This is a genomic window from Vagococcus acidifermentans (assembly GCF_003987655.1).
GTDB classification, from domain to species: Bacteria; Bacillota; Bacilli; order Lactobacillales; family Vagococcaceae; genus Vagococcus_B; species Vagococcus_B acidifermentans.
Genome location: NZ_NGKC01000001.1, coordinates 213,009 through 233,281, shown reverse-complemented (window position 1 = coordinate 233,281; position 20,273 = coordinate 213,009). Strand labels below are relative to the sequence as shown.

The following is a 20,273-nucleotide window of genomic DNA, read 5'->3' as shown; positions in this document are numbered from 1 at the left end:
CGATTTTTCTTACAGAGCGCTTCAAAGTGTGTTGTTAGCCAGTTTTTATTTAATAATTAGGACATTTGTTTTAGCATGGTTCACAACATATGCTGATGTGCTGCCGACCATGACGCGTTTGACCGCACTTAAACCGGTTGCGCCGGCAATGATTAGATCAATTGGTTCGTCCGAATCATTGAACCGGATGATTTCGCGTTTGGGCGAGCCGGACTTCGTATGATAGGTCACATTATCAAAGGCCATCTTTTGCGCAATCTCTTTGCATTTGTCAAAGATTTCTTGCGTCATCTTGTCCATCCGGTCCCGCACAAGTTGGTCGACCCGTTCATCATCAACCAGAAAGGCATCTGTCAGTTCATTGACATACAACACGTGAAGTTTTGCCTGTTCTTTTTTGGCAATATTGATTGCGGCTTCAAACGCTTCATAAGACGGCTCAGAACCGTCGACTGCAATCAAAATATTTTGGTATTTACCTAACATTTTCCCACTTCCTTTATTTGTTCACTGAGAGAAAGCAACGGGGCATTTTTTAAAAAAAGACGCTTAATAATAAGCGTCTTTTCAGTTATTAAAATTAAACAACACCCAGGTCGATCATCGCATCTGCCACTTTGATGAAGCCGCCGATATTGGCACCGTCAACATAGTTGACATAGCCGTTTTCTTTCTTGCCGTAGTCGATACATGTCTGGTGAATGTTTTCCATAAATGTATGGAGTTTTTCATCCACTTCTTCAGCCGACCAAGAATAGTGCATGCTGTTTTGCGCCATTTCCAGTCCGGATACTGCCACACCGCCGGCATTCGCTGCCTTGCCTGGTGCGTAGAGCAATTCTTTTTCAACGAAGAATTGCATAGCATCTTCAGTTGTCGGCATATTAGCTGCCTCGCAGACGCACAGCACACCGTTTTTAACCAGTGTTTTCGCATCGTCCAGATTCAGCTCGTTCTGTCTGGAAGACGGAATAGCCACATCCACCGGCACTTCCCAAGGTCCTTTTCCTTCAACATATTCCACACCGAATTTATCCGCATAATCTTTAATCGGACGACGGTGTACAACCCACAAGTCTTTAATGAAGTCAAGTTTCTCACCAGAGATGCCATCTGGGTCATAAATGTAGCCGAACGGGTCAGCCGCTGTGACGACTTTAGCTCCCAGTGCATCCAGTTTTTCAATCAGGAAGGAGCCGACGTTTCCGTAACCTGAGACGGATACGGTCTTGCCTTCAAGTTTTTCGCCGATTGTTTCAAGCATGCACTGTGCAAAGTAAGCCACACCGTAGCCTGTTGCTTCCGGACGAATCAAGCTGCCGCCCCAGTTGACTTTCTTACCGGTAATCACACCAGTGAACTCGTTCATGATGCGTTTATACTGGCCAAACATATAACCGACTTCTTTGTGCCCAACGCCCAAGTCGCCAGCCGGTACGTCTGTGTCCGGTCCGATATAGCGATACAACTCGGTCATGAATGACTGACAGAAACGCATGATTTCACCATCTGACTTGCCTGCCGGGTCAAAATCCGCACCGCCTTTTGCAGCGCCCAGCGGCAGAGATGTCAAGCTGTTTTTGAAAATCATTTCAAACGCCAGGAATTTAACAGTATCCAATGTCACATCCGGTGCAAAGCGGATGCCGCCTTTGTACGGTCCAATCGCACTATTAAACTGTACGCGCCAGCCGCGGTTGACTTGCACGTCTCCCTTATCATCGACCCAAGGCACTCTGAATGCAATGATGCGCTCCGGTTCGATTAAACGCTCAAGCAGTTTATCATCCAAATATTTTGGGTGCTCCTTAATATAAGGTTCAATGGAGTGCATGACTTCCCGCACTGACTGGTGGAAGTCTTTTTCGATTGGTGTCCGGTCAATTAGTTCCTGCATAAATTCATCTACGTTAAAAGTTTTCAATTATTATACCCTCCTATATGGTAGTTCAAATTTCTAAGTGTCCGCGAATCCTTATTGGAGCGCCTCAACGGCTTTTCTCAATGCATCCACTGCCATATCACATTCTTTTTCAGTGATAATTAATGGAGGGACCATCCGGATGGTATGACCACCGATAGCTGTTGTCAGTAATTTGTTCTTGAATGCGCCGCGTTTGACCTCTTTGGCATCTGTGTTGTTGAATTCCACACCGACCAGCAAGCCTTTGCCGCGAACTTCTTTCACATCCGGTAAAGTTGCCAACTGTTCTCTGAAGTATTTACCGATTTTTTCAGCATTTTCTGCCAGTTTGCGGTCCAGCAGTTCATTGATTTGTGCATAGGATGACGCACAAGCTACTGGGTTGCCGCCGTATGTGGAGCCGTGGGCACCCATGTTGAATGTTTTGGCAATCTTATCAGTTGTACAGATAGCACCGATCGGCATACCGCCGCCCATTGCTTTAGCCATGGAAATAATATCCGGTTTCACGCCATAGTGCTCAAATGCCATGACTTTACCAGTCCGGCCCCAGCCTGTCTGAATTTCGTCGAAGAGAAGCAGCATGCCTTTTTCGTCACACAACTCCCGCAAGCCTTTGACGAATTCTTCCGTTGCCGGTACGACACCGCCTTCGCCTTGCACCGGCTCAATCATGATAGCGATTGTCTTATCTGTCACCAGCTCTTTGAAAGAGTCAAGGTTGTTGAACTCAGCATAAGAGAATCCCGGCAGCATTGGTTTAAAGCCGATTTGAATCGCATTGTCAGTTTGTCCAGTTGCCGACATTGAGCCGTATGTTCTGCCGTGGAAACTGTTGATGGCAGTGATGATTTCATAGCGCTCAGGACCATAGTTGTCCACACCGTACTTGCGCGCCATCTTAATCATCGCTTCATTGGCTTCTGTCCCTGAGTTTTGGTAAAAGATTTTATCCATGCCGATAGTCTCACAAATCAACTCGGCAAGCAGTGCCTGAGGAATCGTGTACGGATAGTTAAACGTGTGAATGATGTCGTCCACTTGGTCTTTAATAGCTGCCACAACTTTCGGGTTGCGGTTGCCGGCACTGTTGACCGCCACACCGCCGTAGAAGTCCAGATAAGCGTTGCCGTTTTCATCATATAGATAGGCACCTTCTGCACGTTCAGCTACAAAGTCATAGCGTTCATAGGTTTCAATCATGTACTTTTTCGTCAGATTTTTAATCTCTTCACTTGTTTTTCCTATTTTGTCTAATCTCATTACTATTCCTCCTATTTATTTGGGTATACTTGAATCGTTTCCTTGCCGTTTAACACACGCAAGACACCTAGCGCCAAAGCTTCCATTTCCTTCTCGCCCGGGAAAATCTGCACAGGGGCGATAAATGACACATACTCCTCAATCCAGCCCATCAGCCGTTTGTCATAAGCTAAACCACCCGTCAGCAAAATACCGTCTACCTGTCCCTTCAACACTGACGCCATGGCACCGATTTCCTTTGAAATCTGATACGCCATCGCATGATAAACTGTTTCCGCTTCTTTGTTGCCTTCTTCAATCATGCGGGTCACATCACGACCGTCATTTGTGCCAAGATAAGCAACTAAACCGCCGTGGCCGACCAGCTTTTTCATCAGCTCGTCTTTCGTATATTCGCCTGAATAGCACAAGTCGATGACCGAACCGAACGGCAGACCGCCTGTCCGTTCCGGTGAAAACGGCCCGTCGCCGTTCAGCGAATTGTTGACATCGACAATCTTGCCTTTTTTATGCGCTGCAATAGAAATCCCGCCGCCCAAGTGCGCAATGATATAATTCATGTCCTCGTATTTTTTGTTTGCCTGCTGTGCCGCAATCCTGCCGACTGCCCGCTGATTCAGCGGATGGTCTTTGGATTTCCTGCTGATTAACGGCGTACCTGAAAAGCGTGCCAGCGGTTCCAGCTCATCAACAATGACCGGGTCGACAACGTAGGACTTGATGTTCAAGTCAGACGCAATCGCGTGGGCTAACCCCCCGCCCAAGTTGGACGCATGGGAACCCATGACACCGATTTTCAAGTCTTTCAGCATCTCATCATTGACTTCATATGTTCCGCCGACCACCGGGCGCATGTTGCCGCCTCTGGCAATAACTGCAGAAAACTCGGACAAGGCAATGTTGTTCTCTTTTAACACATCAAGAATCAATTCCAGCCGGAAATCAAACTGGTCGTAAATCTCATGATACTTTCTGATTTCCTCAGGCGAATGATTGATGGTTGTGTGAAACTGTTCCTGGTCGTTTTCAAACACTGAAATTTTGGTTGAAGTCGAACCCGGATTAATGATTAAAAATTTATATGTTTCAGCCATTTATTTCTCCTTCGAACTAGTTTCGTGAATCAACAGGGCAAGCGCTATCGAATGCATCTTCGAGTATTCCGAACTGGCCCGCGAGGTCAGCACGATTGGTGCCAAGGCACCCATGATGACACCCGCTTTTTCCGCATGCGCAAAATACTCAAGCGATTTATTCAAGAGATTGCCCGCTTCGATATTCGGGACAATCAGCACATCCGCCTGTCCTGCCACCGGGTCGTCAATCCCCTTGATGCGTGCCGCCTCTTTCGACACCGCATTATCCAGCGCAAACGGACCGCTGACAATCGCCGGTTTGAACCGGCCGTCTTCCTTGTTCATCGCCGCTAGTCTCGCAGCATCCACCGTCGACGGCATTTTTTCATTGACGGATTCCGAGGCAGAAAGCACGGCGATTTTAGGTTCTGCCAGCCCCAAAGCAAGCGCCACTTCCAAGCTGTTTTCAATGATGACCGCCTTGTCATCCACATTCGGTGCGATATTCATGGCGGAATCGCTCAGCACCAGCAACCGGTCCAAGTCGGACACTTCCAGCACGCCGACGTGGCTGAGAAGCTTCCCGCCGCGGAGGCCGTGCTCTTTATTCAACACTGCCCGCAGCATGACGGATGTTTCCACCAGACCCTTCATCGGCACATCTGCTTTGCCTTCTCTGACCAGCTTCACTGCGGTCAAACAAGCCTCTGCTTTGTCTGCCACGTCCACAATCTGATGTTCGGATAAATCCAGCTCCGCTTCTTTGGCGAAAGCTTCAATTTCCGCTTTGTTCCCCACCAGAACAGCACGGGCCAGTCCCAGCTCGCTTGCCAGCTTCACAGCTTTCAATATTTTCAAATCTTGGGCCACAGCCACCGCGAGCGTTGGCAGCTGCTCGCGTTTAGCCGCAGTAATCAGTTCCTTGAAATTGGTAATCATAGACTTCTGCCTCCTTTAAAGCACCCGTTATGAATTCCAAATTTCATCATCTGTTGGAATTTCCGCATCTTTCTTCACATAAGCGACGCGGCTGATATTCACCAGATGCGTCCACCAGAGGTTTTCACTGATACTGTTGTTGCCCCAGCTGCCGCAGCCCAGCGTGCCTGTCGGATTCAATCCGTTGTTCATTGCACCGCCCAGTCCGGATGACCCTTGCTGATTAACCGCTACACGGGAGACCGGCAAGGCCTTGCCAGCAGCTTCAATGTTTTCCGTTGTATGAGAGTGAACAACCGCAGAGTGGCCTGCTCCTTCAAACAACAGGTTGGTCTTGGCAATCGTAATTGCCTCTTCCCATGTGTCATAGCCGATCGTTGCTAAAACAGGACACAGTTTCTCTTTCGTGAACAACTCATCTGCACCATATTTTTCAATTTGCACAAAGATAAATTTCGTGCCTTCCGGAACAGTCAAACCGCCAAGCTCTGCCACTTCGCTTGCAGGGCGTCCGACCATATCCTTGTTAATCACGCCATTCGGGAACAGCTTGTCTCTGAAACTGTCCATCTCTTCCGGTTTGATCAGATAGCCGCCCCGCTTGATCAGGCCAGCCTCAACGTTGGCTTTGTCAGTTTTCGGATAAATCAAGCACTGTTCGCATGTACAAAGCACACCGTTATCGTAAATCCGGCCGTTGACGACCATTGTCAAGTAATCTTCTGCCGCCACATCTGTGTCAGCCAGACACTGGATATTGCCGGCACCCACACCAAAGGATGGTTTTCCTGATGAATATGCCGCTTTAACCATGGACGGTCCGCCGGTCGCAATCGTCACATCGCACATTGCCATAACAGCCTGCGTATGCTCCAGCGTCGGGTTCGGAATAATTTGAATCAAGTCTTCCGGTGCGTCGATTGCTTTCAACGCTTCACGCATTACCTTGACTGTTTCCACACCTGACTGTTTGCCGCGCGGGTGCGGTGATACCAGCAGTGCGTTGCCGCCCTTGAGTGCAATCATGGCGTTTTGCATCGGTGTCATGGTCGGGTTGGTCGTCGGCGTGACAGCTCCGATTACACCCATCGGTTTAGCAACTTCAATCAGACCTTCATCTTCAATATAACGGATGATATTGCGGCTCTTTTGATGTTTAAGTTTATTCCAGACCGCTTTTGATTTCCCTTTGTTTTTCAAAATCTTGTCTTCGTAACGGCCCATCTGTGTTTCCTCAGCAGCCAGCTTCGCAAGCCGGTCCCCATCATCGTAAACTGCTTTCCCGATTACACGAACAGCCTCATCTACTTTTTCTTGCGACCATGTTTCAAATTCCTGCTGGGCAACCCTTCCTTTCTCGATTAAAGCTTGTACCTCTTTTTGAACTTCTGTTAGTGCATTTGACATTGTCATGCTCCTTCCTTTTATATACGGATTAAAAAAAACTATCTTTTTATGAACATGTTGCTCAGTTATTCCTGACTGACAACGTGTTAGTTATTAGTTTTCAACTGTTTCTGTCTCTTGATCCTTTTTGCGGACGAACCCGTATTCAACGACGAGGTAAATCACAATCCCGATAAACAGACCGATATGCGGTTCAGTAATCGACATGATTGCCCCTGTTGCTCCGGCAACTCCTCGCTGCGTGTTATTGGTTGTCAGTGAAAATCCGATGTTGAAGCAGGCAAAGGCCTGAATCATCAAGGTCAAACTCATACCAAGCGGCAAAATCGGGTTAATCAGCGCAACCAGCGGCAGCGTGAATGTTGCAATCGCTTTGGCCATATCAAATGAGATGACGCCGCCGAACAGCGAATACATGCTGTCCTTCCCTTGCTTGTATCGTTCCAGCGTTGTTACCTGCATGGCTGTCCATAACGGACCAGACATTACTACGATTGGAGCGAACAATCCTTGAACGATGTTCCGGAAACCTGTCAAAATGTTGGAACGGTCCGGGTTGACGTCCACATTCTCGTCCGTTCTGACTTCACCGGCTTCTGTGTTCAGCTCCGTTGCCAGAACAATATTCCCAAATGAGATGATGTAAACGATAAAGGCTGTCGGGATAGCACTTAAGATAACTTCCATCGGCGGAAAACCGTATGCAAAGGCACTGAATGTATGGAAGCCTTCCCTCAAACCAGGAATCGGATTGAAGAAAATCCCCTGACTCAAATCAATGACCGGTGTCGGGATTTCACCAATCAGCATCCCTACAATGTAAGCAACGAACAACGCCGGCACAAACCCGGCAACCGAAAGCAGTCTAATCAAACCGTTGTCTTTCGATTCTTTGATTTTCTTAAAACCGGTCGAATACAGCAGATAAAGAGCTATCAAAATACCAACCGTCCACGAGACCGGGTACTTGAAGATGCCCGCGCCGCCGTCCTCAACGGCCATGAAACCATATTTACCAGTAATGGCTGATATCCCGGCACCAATCAAAATCCCTGCTTTAATGGATGACGGCACCCAGGTCACCAGTTTATTCGCGATACCCGTTAAGCCAAAAACAATAAAGAAAATACCAAGTAAAATTTGTAGCGTGACCAGAGCTTGCACCCTGACCGGTATCGATTCATATTTCAAAATCCAGGTCGTAATCAGCGGGATAGCCGGTGTGATCCAACCGCAAATGACCGGTTCCCCAAACATCCCGTTAAAAATTTCGATGGCTTCATGAACACAAACAACTGCTAATGCAACAGAAAATGACAACCCGAAAATATCTTGCAGATAGGCAATCGCGGAAACGCCCACCACAAACACAACTAGCGCTTGAACTATTTCCGGTATTTCCAGCGGTGCGTGAACTAGTGGCAATCTGAGGGTGAACATCTTCCCCAGTTTTATCCCCGGTTGTGCATCGCCATCATGCTTCCTCTTTGCCGAGGGCAACATAATACTCAAAAAAAACACCTCTCTCTTTGTATTTGCAAAACACATAAAAAAACTGTACCCGATAAAATGACGGCAGCCTCAAATCGTCATTGTTTTCCTTACTTTTATTGTTTACAGAACATTTTTTGAACGCTCGTCTAAATAAAAAATCCCTCCTTTTTTAGTAAGCGTTTTCTGACCCAAGTATAACTTATTATATTGAGAAGGTCAATAGTTTGTGAACTTATTTTTGCGAACAACGCTTGGAAACAGTCTATTCTTGTATTTTTTGAACAATCTTAACTTATATTGAAAGTTAGAAAATGATGATAAACAAAAGAGAAAACCATTTGATGAAAAGCAGTGACGTGCTTTCATTTTATTTTTCATTAAAGAACAAACAAATATTGTTCTATGCAAACTTTTTTTTAGCCTGCCCCGTCGGGCTTTGACGGTAAAAAATAACTGTCAGCCGGAAACCGGCAGTAACAGAATCAAACAGTCGAGCAGTTTTTTTGAGTCATTAGCAGCAAGATGAAAACTTTCTTTTTAACAGACATTTATTTAAACTATGCTATAATAATTAAAAAAATCTGTCACAACAGCAAAAGGAGAGTCAATGTATGCACGAAAAAATACTCGCATTTTGGTTTGAAGAATCAACCCCTGAGCAGTGGTTTAAAAAAGATGACGCCTTCGATGAAAAGATTCGGACGCGCTTTGGCGATATCCACCGGCAAGCCGCGCAAGGCGAATGCGCCGGCTGGCGTCAAACCATTCAGGGACGGCTGGCGGAGATTATCGTTCTTGACCAATTTTCCAGAAACCTTTACCGGAACGATCCCCGTTCCTTTGCTTATGACGGTATGGCACTGGTACTCGCCCAAGAGGCCATCGCCACCGGCAAACTGGACGAGCTGACAACGAAACAGCGAGCCTTTCTTTACATGCCGTTCATGCACTCTGAATCACTGGTGATTCACGAAGAGGCAGTGAAACTGTTTTCCGAACCGGGGCTGGAAGAAAACTTGGCGTTTGAGCATCGTCACCGGGAGATTTTGCTCAAGTTCAACCGCTACCCGCACCGCAACAGCGTGCTCGGGCGGACTTCCACCCCTGAAGAGCTGGCCTTTTTGCAAGAACCCGGCAGCTCATTCTAAAAACAAACGACAAATGCACGTAAAATAAAAAAACGAACCAATAACTTGTTTGAACAGTCAAAGACATTATTGTGTTCGTTTTTTTATATCGTATCATTCTTTAAAAGAGGTTTGCTGCGTGTGCCGTGGCTTTATTGCAGCACATCATGGTATTCTGGATGTTTTTCAAACTCCAGCTTTGCAAAAGGACACAAAGGTATAATTTTCTTGCCTTCTTTTCTCGCCTTTTTAATGACTTCGTATACAAGCTGATGCGCTATATTCTGTCCGCGAAGGGAATCGTCAACAAAGGTATGGTCAATAATCAGCATTGTTTCGCCGGCTGGACTATACGTCACTTCTGCAATGCGTTCACCAGAAGCATCTTCTTTGTAAAAACTTCTGTCGTCTGACTTAAAATTCACAGGTCGACCTCCTATTTTTTATTTATGGAGCACGTACTTCAAGGCACCGCTAGGACAGCCGTCAATAATTTCCGCAACTTCTGCGCTGTCTGCGTTGTCGGCAATTATCCAAGGTCTGCGATTAACGTCAAAGACATCACCATTACTGCGGACACAGTGTCCGGAATGCTCGCAAATATTGGTGTTGAAAAAGACATCAATATCCTTTCCGCTATATTTCCGGTAACCTTTGTCAAGCAATTCTTGCTCTGTCATAATTATACCTCCTTTTTTATTAACTATGTGCTTATTATACTATTTTTTGACATTTATTACACTAAATAGTACTGAGTTTATTTTTACACAAAAAACCCTCAGGCATCTGCCTGAGGGAAAAGGAGTTTTATTTACTTGGAGGAGTAAATAAATGAAAAAGTTTGTTAGGGTTGTTTTGTTGGTATGCTTATACTATATCGGGAAAATAAGAAGAAATTGTGATGAATATATTGAAATATCGTTAAATAATTATTGCGATTTTAAGTTTTTCCTTAATTTTCCCGCCAACTGTGCGATAACAGCTGCAATTGGCGGCAAACGCTTCTGCTTTCAGACAGCTGCTGTAAATGGTATGATAGAAAAAAATCATTTACCAGGAGGTATGATATGAAAATAGGTCTATACGGCATCGGTAATATTTCACAAAAAGCCTACTTGCCTGTAATTGCAACACGCATGCACCAAGCAGACTGGGTGATTTCCTCCCGTTCCCAGCAAAAACTGGACGAGCTGAAAGCTGTCTGCGGGTTTCAGGAGGGCTATACCTCTCTGGACGCGTTGATTGACAGCGGCATTGACGCCTGCCTCGTCCAGTCGCCGACACATACTCATTTTGCTGTTGTTCAAAAACTGCTGCAAAGCGGCATCCACGTCTTCGTCGACAAACCTGTGACCGACCGGCTGGAAGACACCCGGCAGCTCTATCAGCTGGCAAAAGAAAACGGCTGCCTGCTCTTTGTCGGGTTCAACCGCAGATACGCGCCTGCCATGCCTTTTCCGTTTAACAACTATTCAATGATCCGCTCCGCCAAAGACACGCTCCCGCGTCCGCAGGATATCCGGTTTGTGGTGTATGATTTATTTATCCATCCGCTGGATATCGTTGTCTACGGCCTGAATAATCCGGATATTGAGATCGACACGATCCATTCTGTCAAAAAAGGGCACATGCTGCATCAATTGCTGGTGACACTAAAGCACGGCGACACGATCGCTCAGGTCAGCGCCAACTTGATGGCCGGCGCCCGGGACGAGCTGCTGGAGCTGACAACGACTGATGAGAAACGGACGATTCGTAATTTGGACCAGACCGTGATTCGAACAAAAAGCCAGACAATCAGCCCGTCCTTTGCCGATTGGGACAGCACACTGTATAAACGCGGCTTTGAAACGATGCTGACAGCCTTTCTGACCGCTGTCGATACTGGCATACTGCCTGAGTCCCAGCGGCTGACTTTGAAAAGCCACGAGCTGTGCGAAGCCATCATCCAGCATATTGGCGAATAGCCGACAGCCCCGGTTGCCGATATCTGGCAACCGGGGCTGTTTTTAAATTGTCAGCTGCAGCCGGGCGTTGAAATAGTTTTTATAGGACAGATACCCGGCGATAAAGGCTCCCAGACTCGTTGCAGAGAGCAGCATGAACATCACCATGATTTGGTACTTGATGGCATGCACCGGGTCGACACCGGCAAAAATCAAGCCTGACATCATCCCCGGCAGACTGACCAGCCCGACGGTTTTTGCCGAATCAATGGTCGGCTGCATCCCTGTACGGATACTGCCGGTCAAAATAGGACTGGCCGCCGACTTCATATCTGCTCCAAGCGCCAGCTTTTCGAGCACCTGCTGTCTCTGGTCATGAAACTGTGTATGCATGTGTTTGTAGCACAAGCCAATCGCCACCATAGAATTGCTGGCAATCATGCCTGTAATCGGGATAACTTGCGACGGGATAAAGGCCAGCGATCCGGAAAAAATAAGAATCGCCAGTGTAATCACCGTACTTGTAAAAATCGCAACAAACGAGTGCATGAACTGCTTATTGGTATGCGGGTTGCGCTTATGAGCCTGGCGCGATGCGTTGAAAATAATAAACAAGCACATCGCCAGCGTAAAGACCGCATGATCCAGCTGAAACACATATTTCAGGATGTAGCCGACAATGACCAGCTGAATCACTGTACGCGCCACTGCGTAGATAATGTCGCGTGTCAGCCCGAGTTTTTCCTTCGCACTGATGACAACCGCCACAACCACCAGCAGGACGGCAAAGAGCAGCGACACGTTGTTAACTGCCAGCTGATTCATCGTGAATCACTCTCCCTTCCTCCATCGTAATCAGGCGTGCAGCCTCGGTCAGTTCTTGTGCATCATGGGTGACGGCGACAATTGTTGTCCCGCCGCCGCGCACACGACGAATCAAAGTCAGTACGACCTGCTTACTTTCAGCATCCAGACCAGCTGTCACTTCATCCAGCAGCAAGACCGCAGGCGGGAACAGCAGGTGACGAATCAGCGCGACCCGCTGTTTTTCACCGCCTGACAGCTGTGTGACCGGCTTATCCAAATAAGCTGCCGGCAAATCCACTTCTTGCAGCTTGCGGATTGCTTGCTCCTCTGAAAAATCGGCCTGACGAATCTCAAAAGGGAAGCGCAAATTGTCCCGCACCGTTAGTCCAAACAAGTCCGGCTGCTGAAAACAATAGGAAACTTCCCGGCGATATAACATCGGCGACAGCGTCTCAATATCCTTTCCCTGATAGCAAATCATACCGCCAGTCGGGGTCAAAAGACTGGCCAGCAGTTTCAACAACGTACTCTTCCCGCTGCCGGAGGGGCCGGTAATGGTCACAAACTCCCCTGTTTCTATCACTAAATCGACATCAGACACGATTCGCTGACTGTCCGACTCAAAGCCGACACTTTCCAATGTCAATAATGCCATCCGCCTCATTCACTCCTGTCTCTAAATTGTTATTTGTTGCTTCTATCATAGCATACTGGCTTCACGCTGCCAGTATGCTATGATTTTTCAGCAAAAAAAAATAGTGCCACATCATAATTATGATATGGCACTACGTAATTCACTTTTTTGCCATGTAAAGCATCATACAAGAAACGAATTCTTTATAGCTTTAGCGACCGCCTAAATCAGGTCTGATGGTACCAAACTTGTTGGCAGCTTCATCCCATGAATAGTTGCCCGGATTCGTGACCGTCGGTTTTAAATAAATGGTAACCCAATATGAATTTTCGTCATTGTAGTCTAAATGAATCTTCGGTGATGGATTACGGTCCGCAGCGTTATGTAGCACATTTTCTTTCGTGGCAATATAGCCTTCGTACTGATAGTATTGCGGTGTGATCCAGCCAAGAGTCAACCCATAATATTTATTCTCTTTCCTAAATTTGTAACTAGCAAACTTAACATCTTGCAGCTCGCGGCCGCTGTTGGCTGTCACGTTGCGTGAAGAGCCGATGTCTGTCCAGTCTGTTGTCTTCGCAGTATTGACTATAAAGAAGCCATAGCTCGGCTCTCTAAGAAGCGCATTCGGTTCCAGAATCACCTGACGCACATTGACATGCATATATGACGGCATGTAAATATAGATGATCGTCAGCTCGGTATTTTCAGCTGCTGACTCAGGAATGGTGAACTCGGCTTCGCCGTTGGCACCTAATTCCTGTGCACCGGACACATCTATCGGAAAGGCTGTCGGCGGTTTGCCCGGCTGTTCTTTGAATTCTATCGCTATTAAATTCTCTTTAGCCAGCAAGTCCGGCGGTAGCCGTTTATACGCGACTCCTTTTAAGACCTCTTCAGAAGCCATCGTAAACGAATCAATCTTATTACCTTCCTGATTTACTCCTAGATAATGTACCTGTGCATACCAAGCCTTGTCTTTCTCATAATAAAACGTATGAGTGACTGCCGGTTTGACTTTAGGGTTTGTCACATTCGGATCGTCCAAAACAGATAAATCATCTAAAGTAACTGTTTTTTCTTCATCCTGCGGCGTATGCCAGCGCCATGATTTGCTGAAGCTGACTAGCCATTCTGTTTCAAACCACGCATCAAACCACGTATCGACCCAGTCATTCCACTGCTTTTCAACATCATCATTCCAAGTATTGCCTGCGGCCTCATACTCTGCTTTGTATTTAGCCAGCATATCTGTGCGCAACTTTTCGCTTAATGCCTCTTTGTTAGCTACATTGTTCAAAATATGGTCCGGCAATTTTTCATCGTCGAAACGAGCGATTTTCACTTTGTCATAATTGAACGTTGGCGGATTTTCTGCCGTACCAATGACTTTTCCGTTGATATCCAATGGCATTCCCATCAGCGTCGGTTTATCATCTTTTGTCAACTTCGTCACATTCTCTTTTGTCGGCTGGTACAGTAGCTGTTTAGGATTTTGGAATTCTTCCCCTTTATGCGTTACATCCACATCAGTGTAAAAGTTATCAAACACACGTCGAGCGACCTGAGGTTGAAGCTGAGTATATGTTAAAGTTTCCGTAAAGACCCAAACGACTGAATTATCATCAATCGTCACACTATCATCTTCCAATTTAGTTGGCTCTGTTCCAACTTTTTGTGGATCAGTCCACTCAGGATGGTTTACTATGTAGTCGCCTTTCTTATATTTTTCATTAGCATATGCCGCGAAAAACTCTTCTTTCGTTGGTTCCGTAATCGACACATTCTCATCTTCAGCATCATAAGGGATAACGACATACTTAGCTTCTTTCAATTCAGGCTCTATGTCCAAATTCAACTGCTCGTCCCTACTTGCATTTATGGTGATTTTAACAGAAACTTTTTCTTCTTTTTCCTCAGATAGGTAATTTTTCTCTTTTGGAGCATCGATTTCAACCTCTGTCGGAAACACCTGAGGCGCACCACGCATAAACATGACCTCATAAGTATACATATTATACAAACCATATTCAGCATTATTACCTGCTGTACCATATTCATAAACTGAATAATCCCATCCCCATGCAACTGCACCAGATCCATCAAGACCTGTTTTGTACAAGTTACCGGACGGATCAAGGAATAATGTAGATGACTGATAAGTATCGATACTTTTAACAAAAGGCATTTCATTCAATTGATTACCTGTGAAATCAAAATTCTCCAAATCAACCGCCAATCCAATCCAGCCTTTTTCCGACTCTTTGATAGCAGGTACACTGGTTTGCTTTGAGACGTTATCAGGGAGTTTTTGATCATCACGCATGACCGCCCAACTGTCATTATACAACCACTCTTTCACTGTTTCTTTTACTTTTTTTCCGTCAACGTCTTTCTCTATTTCAACTGGAACAAAGTCTGAAACATAGTAGTTGCCCTGATACTTACCATCGATCCCTTTATTGATGACATATACCAACCGGTTACCTTCCTTATCAAGCAGATAAACTTTATCGTGAGAGTTCCCTGTTGGTTCTTTGTCTGTCTTACAATACTTCTTATCATATATAGATGGATGCAGCCCCATCGTTACCGCGTCTGCTCCAATCGAAGTCCACTGACCATGCTTCTTGTAATTATTAAATGCCCTATTAGTTTCTCTCCAATCATACCCTTCAAATACAGGAGCTTTGGGCCAGTTTCCTACTCCAATATTTTGTGTATCGCCATCTCCTAATGTCTTTGGCATTTGAGTGGCAACAGCAACATATTTATTGTGTTTATCCGAGAGAGGACCATCAGTCCCCCAACTGTAATAAGTGTTGTACCCCCAGCTCCAAACCCTGCCATTTGTATCAGTAAAATAATTGACCATTCTCCCAGCAGTAACCGAGGCTATCTCAGGAGTATAACCGGCTGAACTAATGTCTATTTGCACTTCTTCAGGTGTGGTGATGTTTTTCGGGGCAGATGTTTTATAAATCTGACCCCATTGATAAGCCTTCCCATCAGCTGTCAGTGCCAAGTTACTTTCATAGCTCGCAGAAACTTGTACAACCGGTTTGTCTTTAAAAAATTCAACTTCTTTTGGATATTTTTCATGGGTCGCTAGCGAGGTCCCATGTCCGAGTTGACCATGAGAGTTGTTCCCCCATGTATAAACACGACCTTGCTTATCAAGGAGAATACCATGTTTATTTCCTAAATCAAAGTCAAGGATATCCAGCTCTGATAACTGTGGTATTTCAAATGCCTCAGACACATACTGCCCCGAAACGGGTTTGTCTGGGATTCTATAACCATCAGCATATCCCCAGGCATAAACCTTCCCTTGATCATCCATGGCATAGGTACAACTCGCTGCTTCAATACCGGTAGAAATCTTAACGATATTTTTCCCTGTTAATGACGACACAACAACAGGTAGAATATTGTTTGTTCCCCCAGTAACACTTGTTGTTCCATTACCCATCTGTCCTTCGAGACCTCTGCCCCACGCATAAACAACACCGTTCGTGTCGATCGCATAGTTCGTATGGTAACCTGCTTCAATCGTCCTAATAGTGATATCATTTTTCACAAAATAATCCAGACGTCTCATTCCGCCGGCATAGGCTCCCACTTTTTCGCCCGTCCCCAACATTCCGTAAGCATTGTAACCCCAGCTCCAAACCTTCCCCGCCGCATCCAATGCGATACCGCCTAGGTAGTTAGTCTGGGCATCATCAAACTTGATAATCGACTGCAAGTCAGGTGTCCATGCAGGATTATCTCCGACGCCGGGAGAAAAAGGCGCCAGATTAGGCAACACTCGTTTGTCTTTTTCCTTCTCTAATTCTTCTGAAGAACTGCTTTCAGTTGTCTTTAGTGTCATATCTTCCGAACTGTTTCCGTTTGTTTCTTCTGTTACAATTTCTTCAGCAGGCAATGTATTCTCTTCAGATACTATTGTCTGGCTGGAAGAGCTGACTTCGGAAGACTGCGACTGTTCGACTGATTCCGCCGAAGCAATTGTCGGCTCAATCAAGCCGTTTATGCCCGCCCCATTAAGAAAGAGCAGCATGGGCATAACTAACGTTACTATTTTGTGTTTAATCGTTGATTTCCCCAAAACGTGTCTCCTTTCTTTTATTTGGCGAGCTGAGACAAAATTTCATCAACCTTCTGATGGTCTGGGTTGCCGGCATCCGGCGGCGTGTCACTGCCCCACCAGGACAACCGGTAATTCCACTTAAAGACATCAACTGCTTCTGTCTTCACAATGATGTCCAGCTTTGCATCTTCATATTCTTTCTGATTTGCCGGCAAGGTTAACGTCACCTTATCAAAGAGATTCGGTGCTGTTTCTCCAGGAGCTAATTTGCCCAGATAATAATAGTACCCGTCGCCTCCTGCTTGCCATTTTGACGGATTCCCGCCAACAAAGTTAATATGCTCATCCAGATTAACTTCCATTGGTTCTGATTCTTCATCTAGATCGTTATCTTTGAGCGCTACAGGAAATACCATGACGCGCACGAAAGCATCCATTTTACCTGTATTGACTGCACTGACAACCTTTGAAATCTCCTGGTCAGGTGTCACTTCAGTCTGAGGTGAAAACTCGTCAACCAAATCGACATTGAACTCATATTGACCGGTTTTGAAGCGATTACTTTTCGCATCAGTAGTTGAGAACCACGCTAGGGCACAAACAGAAACAAAGAGGATGACCAGGATAGCCACAAAGCTAGACGGCACGCCTTTTTTACGAATATTTTGTCTCAATGTATGAAACGCTTTTTTTATTTTTTTTACGTTTTCATCATGTGACATTGTCACACCTCACTTACAATTGTTGCAGCTGTCAGTAACTAACAGCTGCAACCTTTTTTCTTAAACCCTGTATCTTTGACTATACTAAAATCAACAAATGATTTTAAGGACTTTCTTTAAGCATCTGTCGATAAATCAGAGCGGCAGCCAATAAAAACATGACCGCAAGCAGTAAATAAAGCTTTGCCCGTTCTTCACCTGTTTGAGGAAGCAGTCCCGTTTTACCGGGCGTACTGGTTCCCGGGGATTCTTCATCGGATCTGGCTACGAATATCCAATCAACGATAGCTTCGCTTTCCCCTGAATAATAATCCCAAAAATCAATGTTTGGCGATACAAGCAAATCAATATTGACAATGCGTTTGTCGCCCGATTTAATCGTCCCGAAATCTATAGTGCGTCTTTTGACAAGGTTGCCCTCATCATCACTGCACAGATTTCCGGTGTAAAGCTGCTTATCTTCCATAGTAATCGTCATTGAGATTTCTTCAACTAAATCAATTTTTCCAGTCTTGGAATTTGGCTGAATCGTTAAATCTAAATCATAATCTTCTGCTCTCGTATTTTCAATCGTCAACTTTCTACTTATGGCATCTCCTGGCCGCAAATTCTCTAGGTTGAAAAAATAACCGCCATCTTTGGTAATAGATATTCCCTGATCATCACCAATCAGCAAACCGTCCGGTAATTGAACCGATGCCTCTGCTTTCACTGATATAAAAATAGACAAGGGAATAATCATTACTAGTAAAATCAAAGACTTTAGTTTGTGCATTCTTTCCACCCCTATCTTCTAAGCGCAGCTTGAGATGAGTATCGGGTCAAATTACAGAACAGCTAGCAACGCAGCTTTGATTGCATCAGACATACCAGCGAAGCCGCCATCTTCAACTGCTTCTTTCGTCGCTTGCAGAGCTTCGATCTTAACATCCAACTGGTAGTCCATCAACTGGTAAGTGTTATCTGCTGAACCATCTAGCTTAACAGTAGTCAGGATTTCCGGTGTCATTGCACCTGGAGCCAATTTACCAATGAAGTAGAAGTAACCTGTTTCAGGCTCATAGGCCCATTTGTCAGCTTCCGGCTGAGCTGCATTCACATCTGCAGAGTAGCCCAATAGGATCTTATCATCAAGTTGTGATTTGACGGTATCAGCCGCTGCTGGTCTTGCAACTGTCCAAGCCACTGTGTTTTCTGTACCGCGTGTGTAATAAGCATATTTGATATTAGAAACAGTCAGCACGCCGTTTTCCAGTTCGAATTCAGCTGTGTTCTTAAAGAATTTGCCGTCTTCTTCACGGAAAATAGCCAGTTCATATTGGTCACCGATTGTCTTCTTACCTAAAAGAGTCAGACCAGCTGGTACTCCTTCAACAGAAGTGATACCAGTGCCAGCAAGTGTAGTTGGATCTGAATACCCAGCTGAGGCGTAATCAATAGCTGGTACCGGCACATGTTTAGAATCTGTGCTTTTTGCATCAAGCAATGTTTGCTCAAGCACATTGCCGTCAGCTATCATTTTTTGTAATGCCTCATCAAAAGTCAAACGGACCAATACTGGTACATTACTGTTACTTAGTACCCCAACTTCTTTCTTGACTGCAATTCCCGGCATTAAAGGTTCGTCAGGAAAGTCCTCGACGATCTTCACAGAGCCGTCCGGCAAAGCACCTGTTTTGAACTTGTTCTCTACTTTGTCGGTTGACGTGAACCAGGCAAATGTTGCAGCCAAAATCAACACTGCAGCTAACGCCAGCGTAATGCCAAGCATACGCTTTTTACTTTTTCTGTTGTTAGTCATACTAACACTACCTCGTAGAAAATATTTTTTATATAATCTTACTCGCGTAAAACCCCTTTCATTAGAGTAAGGCTATACCGCTTAATAGCTATTTATCCTGAAAATAACCTTTTATCAGAGTAAACAGCGCAATCACAATAACAACAATCACTATCGACATAACGAGATTGTTCCGGATAAAGTCTATGACCCGACCGGCAAATGGAATAACAAATACAACTTTTCCAATGATCTGCTCACCAGAAATCTCGTTATCCTCTAAATTATTTGCATCCCCCTTTGTTATGAAGTGAGCATATCCTCCTGATAACGGCGCTTCAATTCTTTTCACAACACGGTGTGTCAAATAGGTTTCCGGATTGTCAGTTGATGGCAGAAACGTCACAATATCACCTTTTTTTATTGCATCCGAATCAGTAATTTTCACAACGATCATGTCGCCGCGATCAAAATTTCCGGTTTGGTCTTTTTGCGTTTTCCTCATGGAATCAGTTAAAACGCTGTAAACACGATAACCAAAAAAAGATTTGTCAGGACTGTCACTAAATTTAAAGATGATGGCGGTTCCAAGAATAACTACCAGCAACAGTAAAAAAAACATGTCCCAGACAATCTGAACAACCTTCTTTAGCAAGGTCGGCTGCTGGTTCGTTTTTTTTTGACTCAAATTGGCTTTCCCCCCTTGGTTTAGTTCTGTTCAGAAAATCACTAAAATATTGATGTTTTTAGTTTGTATAAGATACTAAATAACATTATATACTTTCAGAACCAAACGATTATACTTTTAAAGTATTTGTTAAATGATATGTAATATTCTTTATTATTAGAATTTCATCACAAAGAGGCAATCAGAATGACAATATACGTGCAATGATTATACTATTTGGACTTTAATTATACTTCAATCGTTATTATATGTCAATAGAACTAGGAGTTTTTAGGTTTTATGTTTATTTTTGGCTTTTTGTGTTAAATTGTCTTTTAAATGCGATATTTTGTTTTCATTTTTTTCTATTGAGTAGTTTTTTGTTTGCTAGTTA

19 protein-coding genes are annotated in these 20,273 nt (G+C 44.9%); 3 read left to right on the top strand and 16 right to left on the bottom strand.

Translation table 11 applies throughout. From position 1 onward, the window contains the following. Nucleotides 1-45: 45 nt before the first annotated feature. The 7 genes from CBF27_RS01190 to CBF27_RS01160 form a co-directional block, all read right to left on the bottom strand. On the bottom strand, nt 46-486 hold the full coding sequence (locus tag CBF27_RS01190; RefSeq protein WP_126811564.1) for a universal stress protein: 441 nt from the start codon (nt 484-486) through the stop codon (nt 46-48). Nucleotides 487-580: 94 nt separating this feature from the next. Then, nucleotides 581-1,924 (bottom strand): NADP-specific glutamate dehydrogenase, encoded by a 1,344-nt coding sequence (gene gdhA / locus CBF27_RS01185; RefSeq protein WP_126811562.1) that lies wholly within the window; start codon nt 1,922-1,924, stop codon nt 581-583. 51 nt (nt 1,925-1,975) lie between these two features. Next, nucleotides 1,976-3,187, bottom strand: coding sequence for an aspartate aminotransferase family protein (locus tag CBF27_RS01180; protein WP_126811561.1), 1,212 nt, complete (start codon nt 3,185-3,187; stop codon nt 1,976-1,978). A gap of 11 nt (nt 3,188-3,198) precedes the next feature. Then, nucleotides 3,199-4,281, bottom strand: a complete 1,083-nt coding sequence (gene buk, locus CBF27_RS01175) for a butyrate kinase (protein WP_126811559.1) — start codon at nt 4,279-4,281, stop codon at nt 3,199-3,201. Continuing rightward, nucleotides 4,282-5,202 (bottom strand): bifunctional enoyl-CoA hydratase/phosphate acetyltransferase, encoded by a 921-nt coding sequence (locus tag CBF27_RS01170; protein WP_126811557.1) that lies wholly within the window; start codon nt 5,200-5,202, stop codon nt 4,282-4,284. It abuts the gene before it with no gap. 27 nt (nt 5,203-5,229) lie between these two features. Then, nucleotides 5,230-6,651 (bottom strand): aldehyde dehydrogenase family protein, encoded by a 1,422-nt coding sequence (locus CBF27_RS01165; protein ID WP_281273639.1) that lies wholly within the window; start codon nt 6,649-6,651, stop codon nt 5,230-5,232. 51 nt (nt 6,652-6,702) lie between these two features. Continuing rightward, nucleotides 6,703-8,121, bottom strand: coding sequence for a permease family protein (locus CBF27_RS01160; RefSeq protein WP_126811553.1), 1,419 nt, complete (start codon nt 8,119-8,121; stop codon nt 6,703-6,705). A gap of 593 nt (nt 8,122-8,714) precedes the next feature. Between CBF27_RS01160 and CBF27_RS01155 the strand changes: the two genes are divergently transcribed. Next, entirely contained in the window at nt 8,715-9,251 is a 537-nt protein-coding gene (locus CBF27_RS01155) for a DUF924 family protein (RefSeq protein ID WP_126811551.1), read from the top strand. A gap of 131 nt (nt 9,252-9,382) precedes the next feature. Here the strand turns inward: CBF27_RS01155 and CBF27_RS01150 are convergent, their stop codons facing one another. Next, on the bottom strand, nt 9,383-9,655 hold the full coding sequence (locus CBF27_RS01150) for a GNAT family N-acetyltransferase (protein ID WP_126811549.1): 273 nt from the start codon (nt 9,653-9,655) through the stop codon (nt 9,383-9,385). 18 nt (nt 9,656-9,673) lie between these two features. Continuing rightward, on the bottom strand, nt 9,674-9,910 hold the full coding sequence (locus CBF27_RS01145) for a (4Fe-4S)-binding protein (RefSeq protein WP_126811547.1): 237 nt from the start codon (nt 9,908-9,910) through the stop codon (nt 9,674-9,676). 151 nt (nt 9,911-10,061) lie between these two features. Here CBF27_RS01145 and CBF27_RS01140 point away from each other — a divergent pair, with 151 nt between their 5' ends. Continuing rightward, nucleotides 10,062-10,301, top strand: coding sequence for a hypothetical protein (locus CBF27_RS01140; protein ID WP_126811545.1), 240 nt, complete (start codon nt 10,062-10,064; stop codon nt 10,299-10,301). Continuing rightward, the gene (locus CBF27_RS01135; protein ID WP_126811543.1) at nt 10,298-11,197 is read left to right on the top strand and encodes a Gfo/Idh/MocA family protein; all 900 of its coding nucleotides are present in this window, start codon (nt 10,298-10,300) and stop codon (nt 11,195-11,197) included. The genes CBF27_RS01140 and CBF27_RS01135 overlap by 4 nt, the downstream gene beginning before the upstream one ends. A 42-nt stretch (nt 11,198-11,239) precedes the next feature. Here the strand turns inward: CBF27_RS01135 and CBF27_RS01130 are convergent, their stop codons facing one another. The 7 genes from CBF27_RS01130 to CBF27_RS01100 all read right to left on the bottom strand — a co-directional run bounded on the left by CBF27_RS01130 (nt 11,240) and on the right by CBF27_RS01100 (nt 19,900). Next, nucleotides 11,240-12,001, bottom strand: a complete 762-nt coding sequence (locus tag CBF27_RS01130) for an ABC transporter permease (RefSeq protein WP_126811541.1) — start codon at nt 11,999-12,001, stop codon at nt 11,240-11,242. After that, on the bottom strand, nt 11,982-12,638 hold the full coding sequence (locus CBF27_RS01125) for an ABC transporter ATP-binding protein (RefSeq protein WP_126811539.1): 657 nt from the start codon (nt 12,636-12,638) through the stop codon (nt 11,982-11,984). The genes CBF27_RS01130 and CBF27_RS01125 overlap by 20 nt, the downstream gene beginning before the upstream one ends. Nucleotides 12,639-12,828: 190 nt before the next feature. Beyond that, nucleotides 12,829-16,728 (bottom strand): RCC1 domain-containing protein, encoded by a 3,900-nt coding sequence (locus CBF27_RS01120; protein WP_126811537.1) that lies wholly within the window; start codon nt 16,726-16,728, stop codon nt 12,829-12,831. A 17-nt stretch (nt 16,729-16,745) separates the two neighbouring features. After that, a complete protein-coding gene (locus tag CBF27_RS01115) occupies nt 16,746-17,432 on the bottom strand; it encodes a hypothetical protein (RefSeq protein ID WP_126811535.1) in 687 nt (228 codons plus the stop codon). A 103-nt stretch (nt 17,433-17,535) separates the two neighbouring features. Then, nucleotides 17,536-18,207, bottom strand: coding sequence for an LPXTG cell wall anchor domain-containing protein (locus CBF27_RS01110; protein WP_126811533.1), 672 nt, complete (start codon nt 18,205-18,207; stop codon nt 17,536-17,538). Nucleotides 18,208-18,258: 51 nt separating this feature from the next. Further along, on the bottom strand, nt 18,259-19,233 hold the full coding sequence (locus CBF27_RS01105) for a SipW-dependent-type signal peptide-containing protein (RefSeq protein ID WP_126811531.1): 975 nt from the start codon (nt 19,231-19,233) through the stop codon (nt 18,259-18,261). 88 nt (nt 19,234-19,321) lie between these two features. Next, complete coding sequence (locus CBF27_RS01100; RefSeq protein WP_126811529.1) at nt 19,322-19,900, bottom strand: signal peptidase I; 579 nt, start codon at nt 19,898-19,900, stop codon at nt 19,322-19,324. Nucleotides 19,901-20,273: the final 373 nt, after the last annotated feature.

Coding starts and splice junctions, on each gene's coding strand:
- CBF27_RS01190 (WP_126811564.1), bottom strand. CDS start 486: ATGTTAGGTAAATACCAAAATATTTTGATTGCAGTCGACGGTTCTGAG.
- CBF27_RS01180 (WP_126811561.1), bottom strand. CDS start 3,187: ATGAGATTAGACAAAATAGGAAAAACAAGTGAAGAGATTAAAAATCTG.
- buk (WP_126811559.1), bottom strand. CDS start 4,281: ATGGCTGAAACATATAAATTTTTAATCATTAATCCGGGTTCGACTTCA.
- CBF27_RS01170 (WP_126811557.1), bottom strand. CDS start 5,202: ATGATTACCAATTTCAAGGAACTGATTACTGCGGCTAAACGCGAGCAG.
- CBF27_RS01155 (WP_126811551.1), top strand. CDS start 8,715: ATGCACGAAAAAATACTCGCATTTTGGTTTGAAGAATCAACCCCTGAG.
- CBF27_RS01145 (WP_126811547.1), bottom strand. CDS start 9,910: ATGACAGAGCAAGAATTGCTTGACAAAGGTTACCGGAAATATAGCGGA.
- CBF27_RS01140 (WP_126811545.1), top strand. CDS start 10,062: ATGAAAAAGTTTGTTAGGGTTGTTTTGTTGGTATGCTTATACTATATC.
- CBF27_RS01135 (WP_126811543.1), top strand. CDS start 10,298: ATGAAAATAGGTCTATACGGCATCGGTAATATTTCACAAAAAGCCTAC.
- CBF27_RS01130 (WP_126811541.1), bottom strand. CDS start 12,001: ATGAATCAGCTGGCAGTTAACAACGTGTCGCTGCTCTTTGCCGTCCTG.
- CBF27_RS01125 (WP_126811539.1), bottom strand. CDS start 12,638: ATGGCATTATTGACATTGGAAAGTGTCGGCTTTGAGTCGGACAGTCAG.
- CBF27_RS01115 (WP_126811535.1), bottom strand. CDS start 17,432: ATGTCACATGATGAAAACGTAAAAAAAATAAAAAAAGCGTTTCATACA.
- CBF27_RS01110 (WP_126811533.1), bottom strand. CDS start 18,207: ATGCACAAACTAAAGTCTTTGATTTTACTAGTAATGATTATTCCCTTG.
- CBF27_RS01105 (WP_126811531.1), bottom strand. CDS start 19,233: ATGACTAACAACAGAAAAAGTAAAAAGCGTATGCTTGGCATTACGCTG.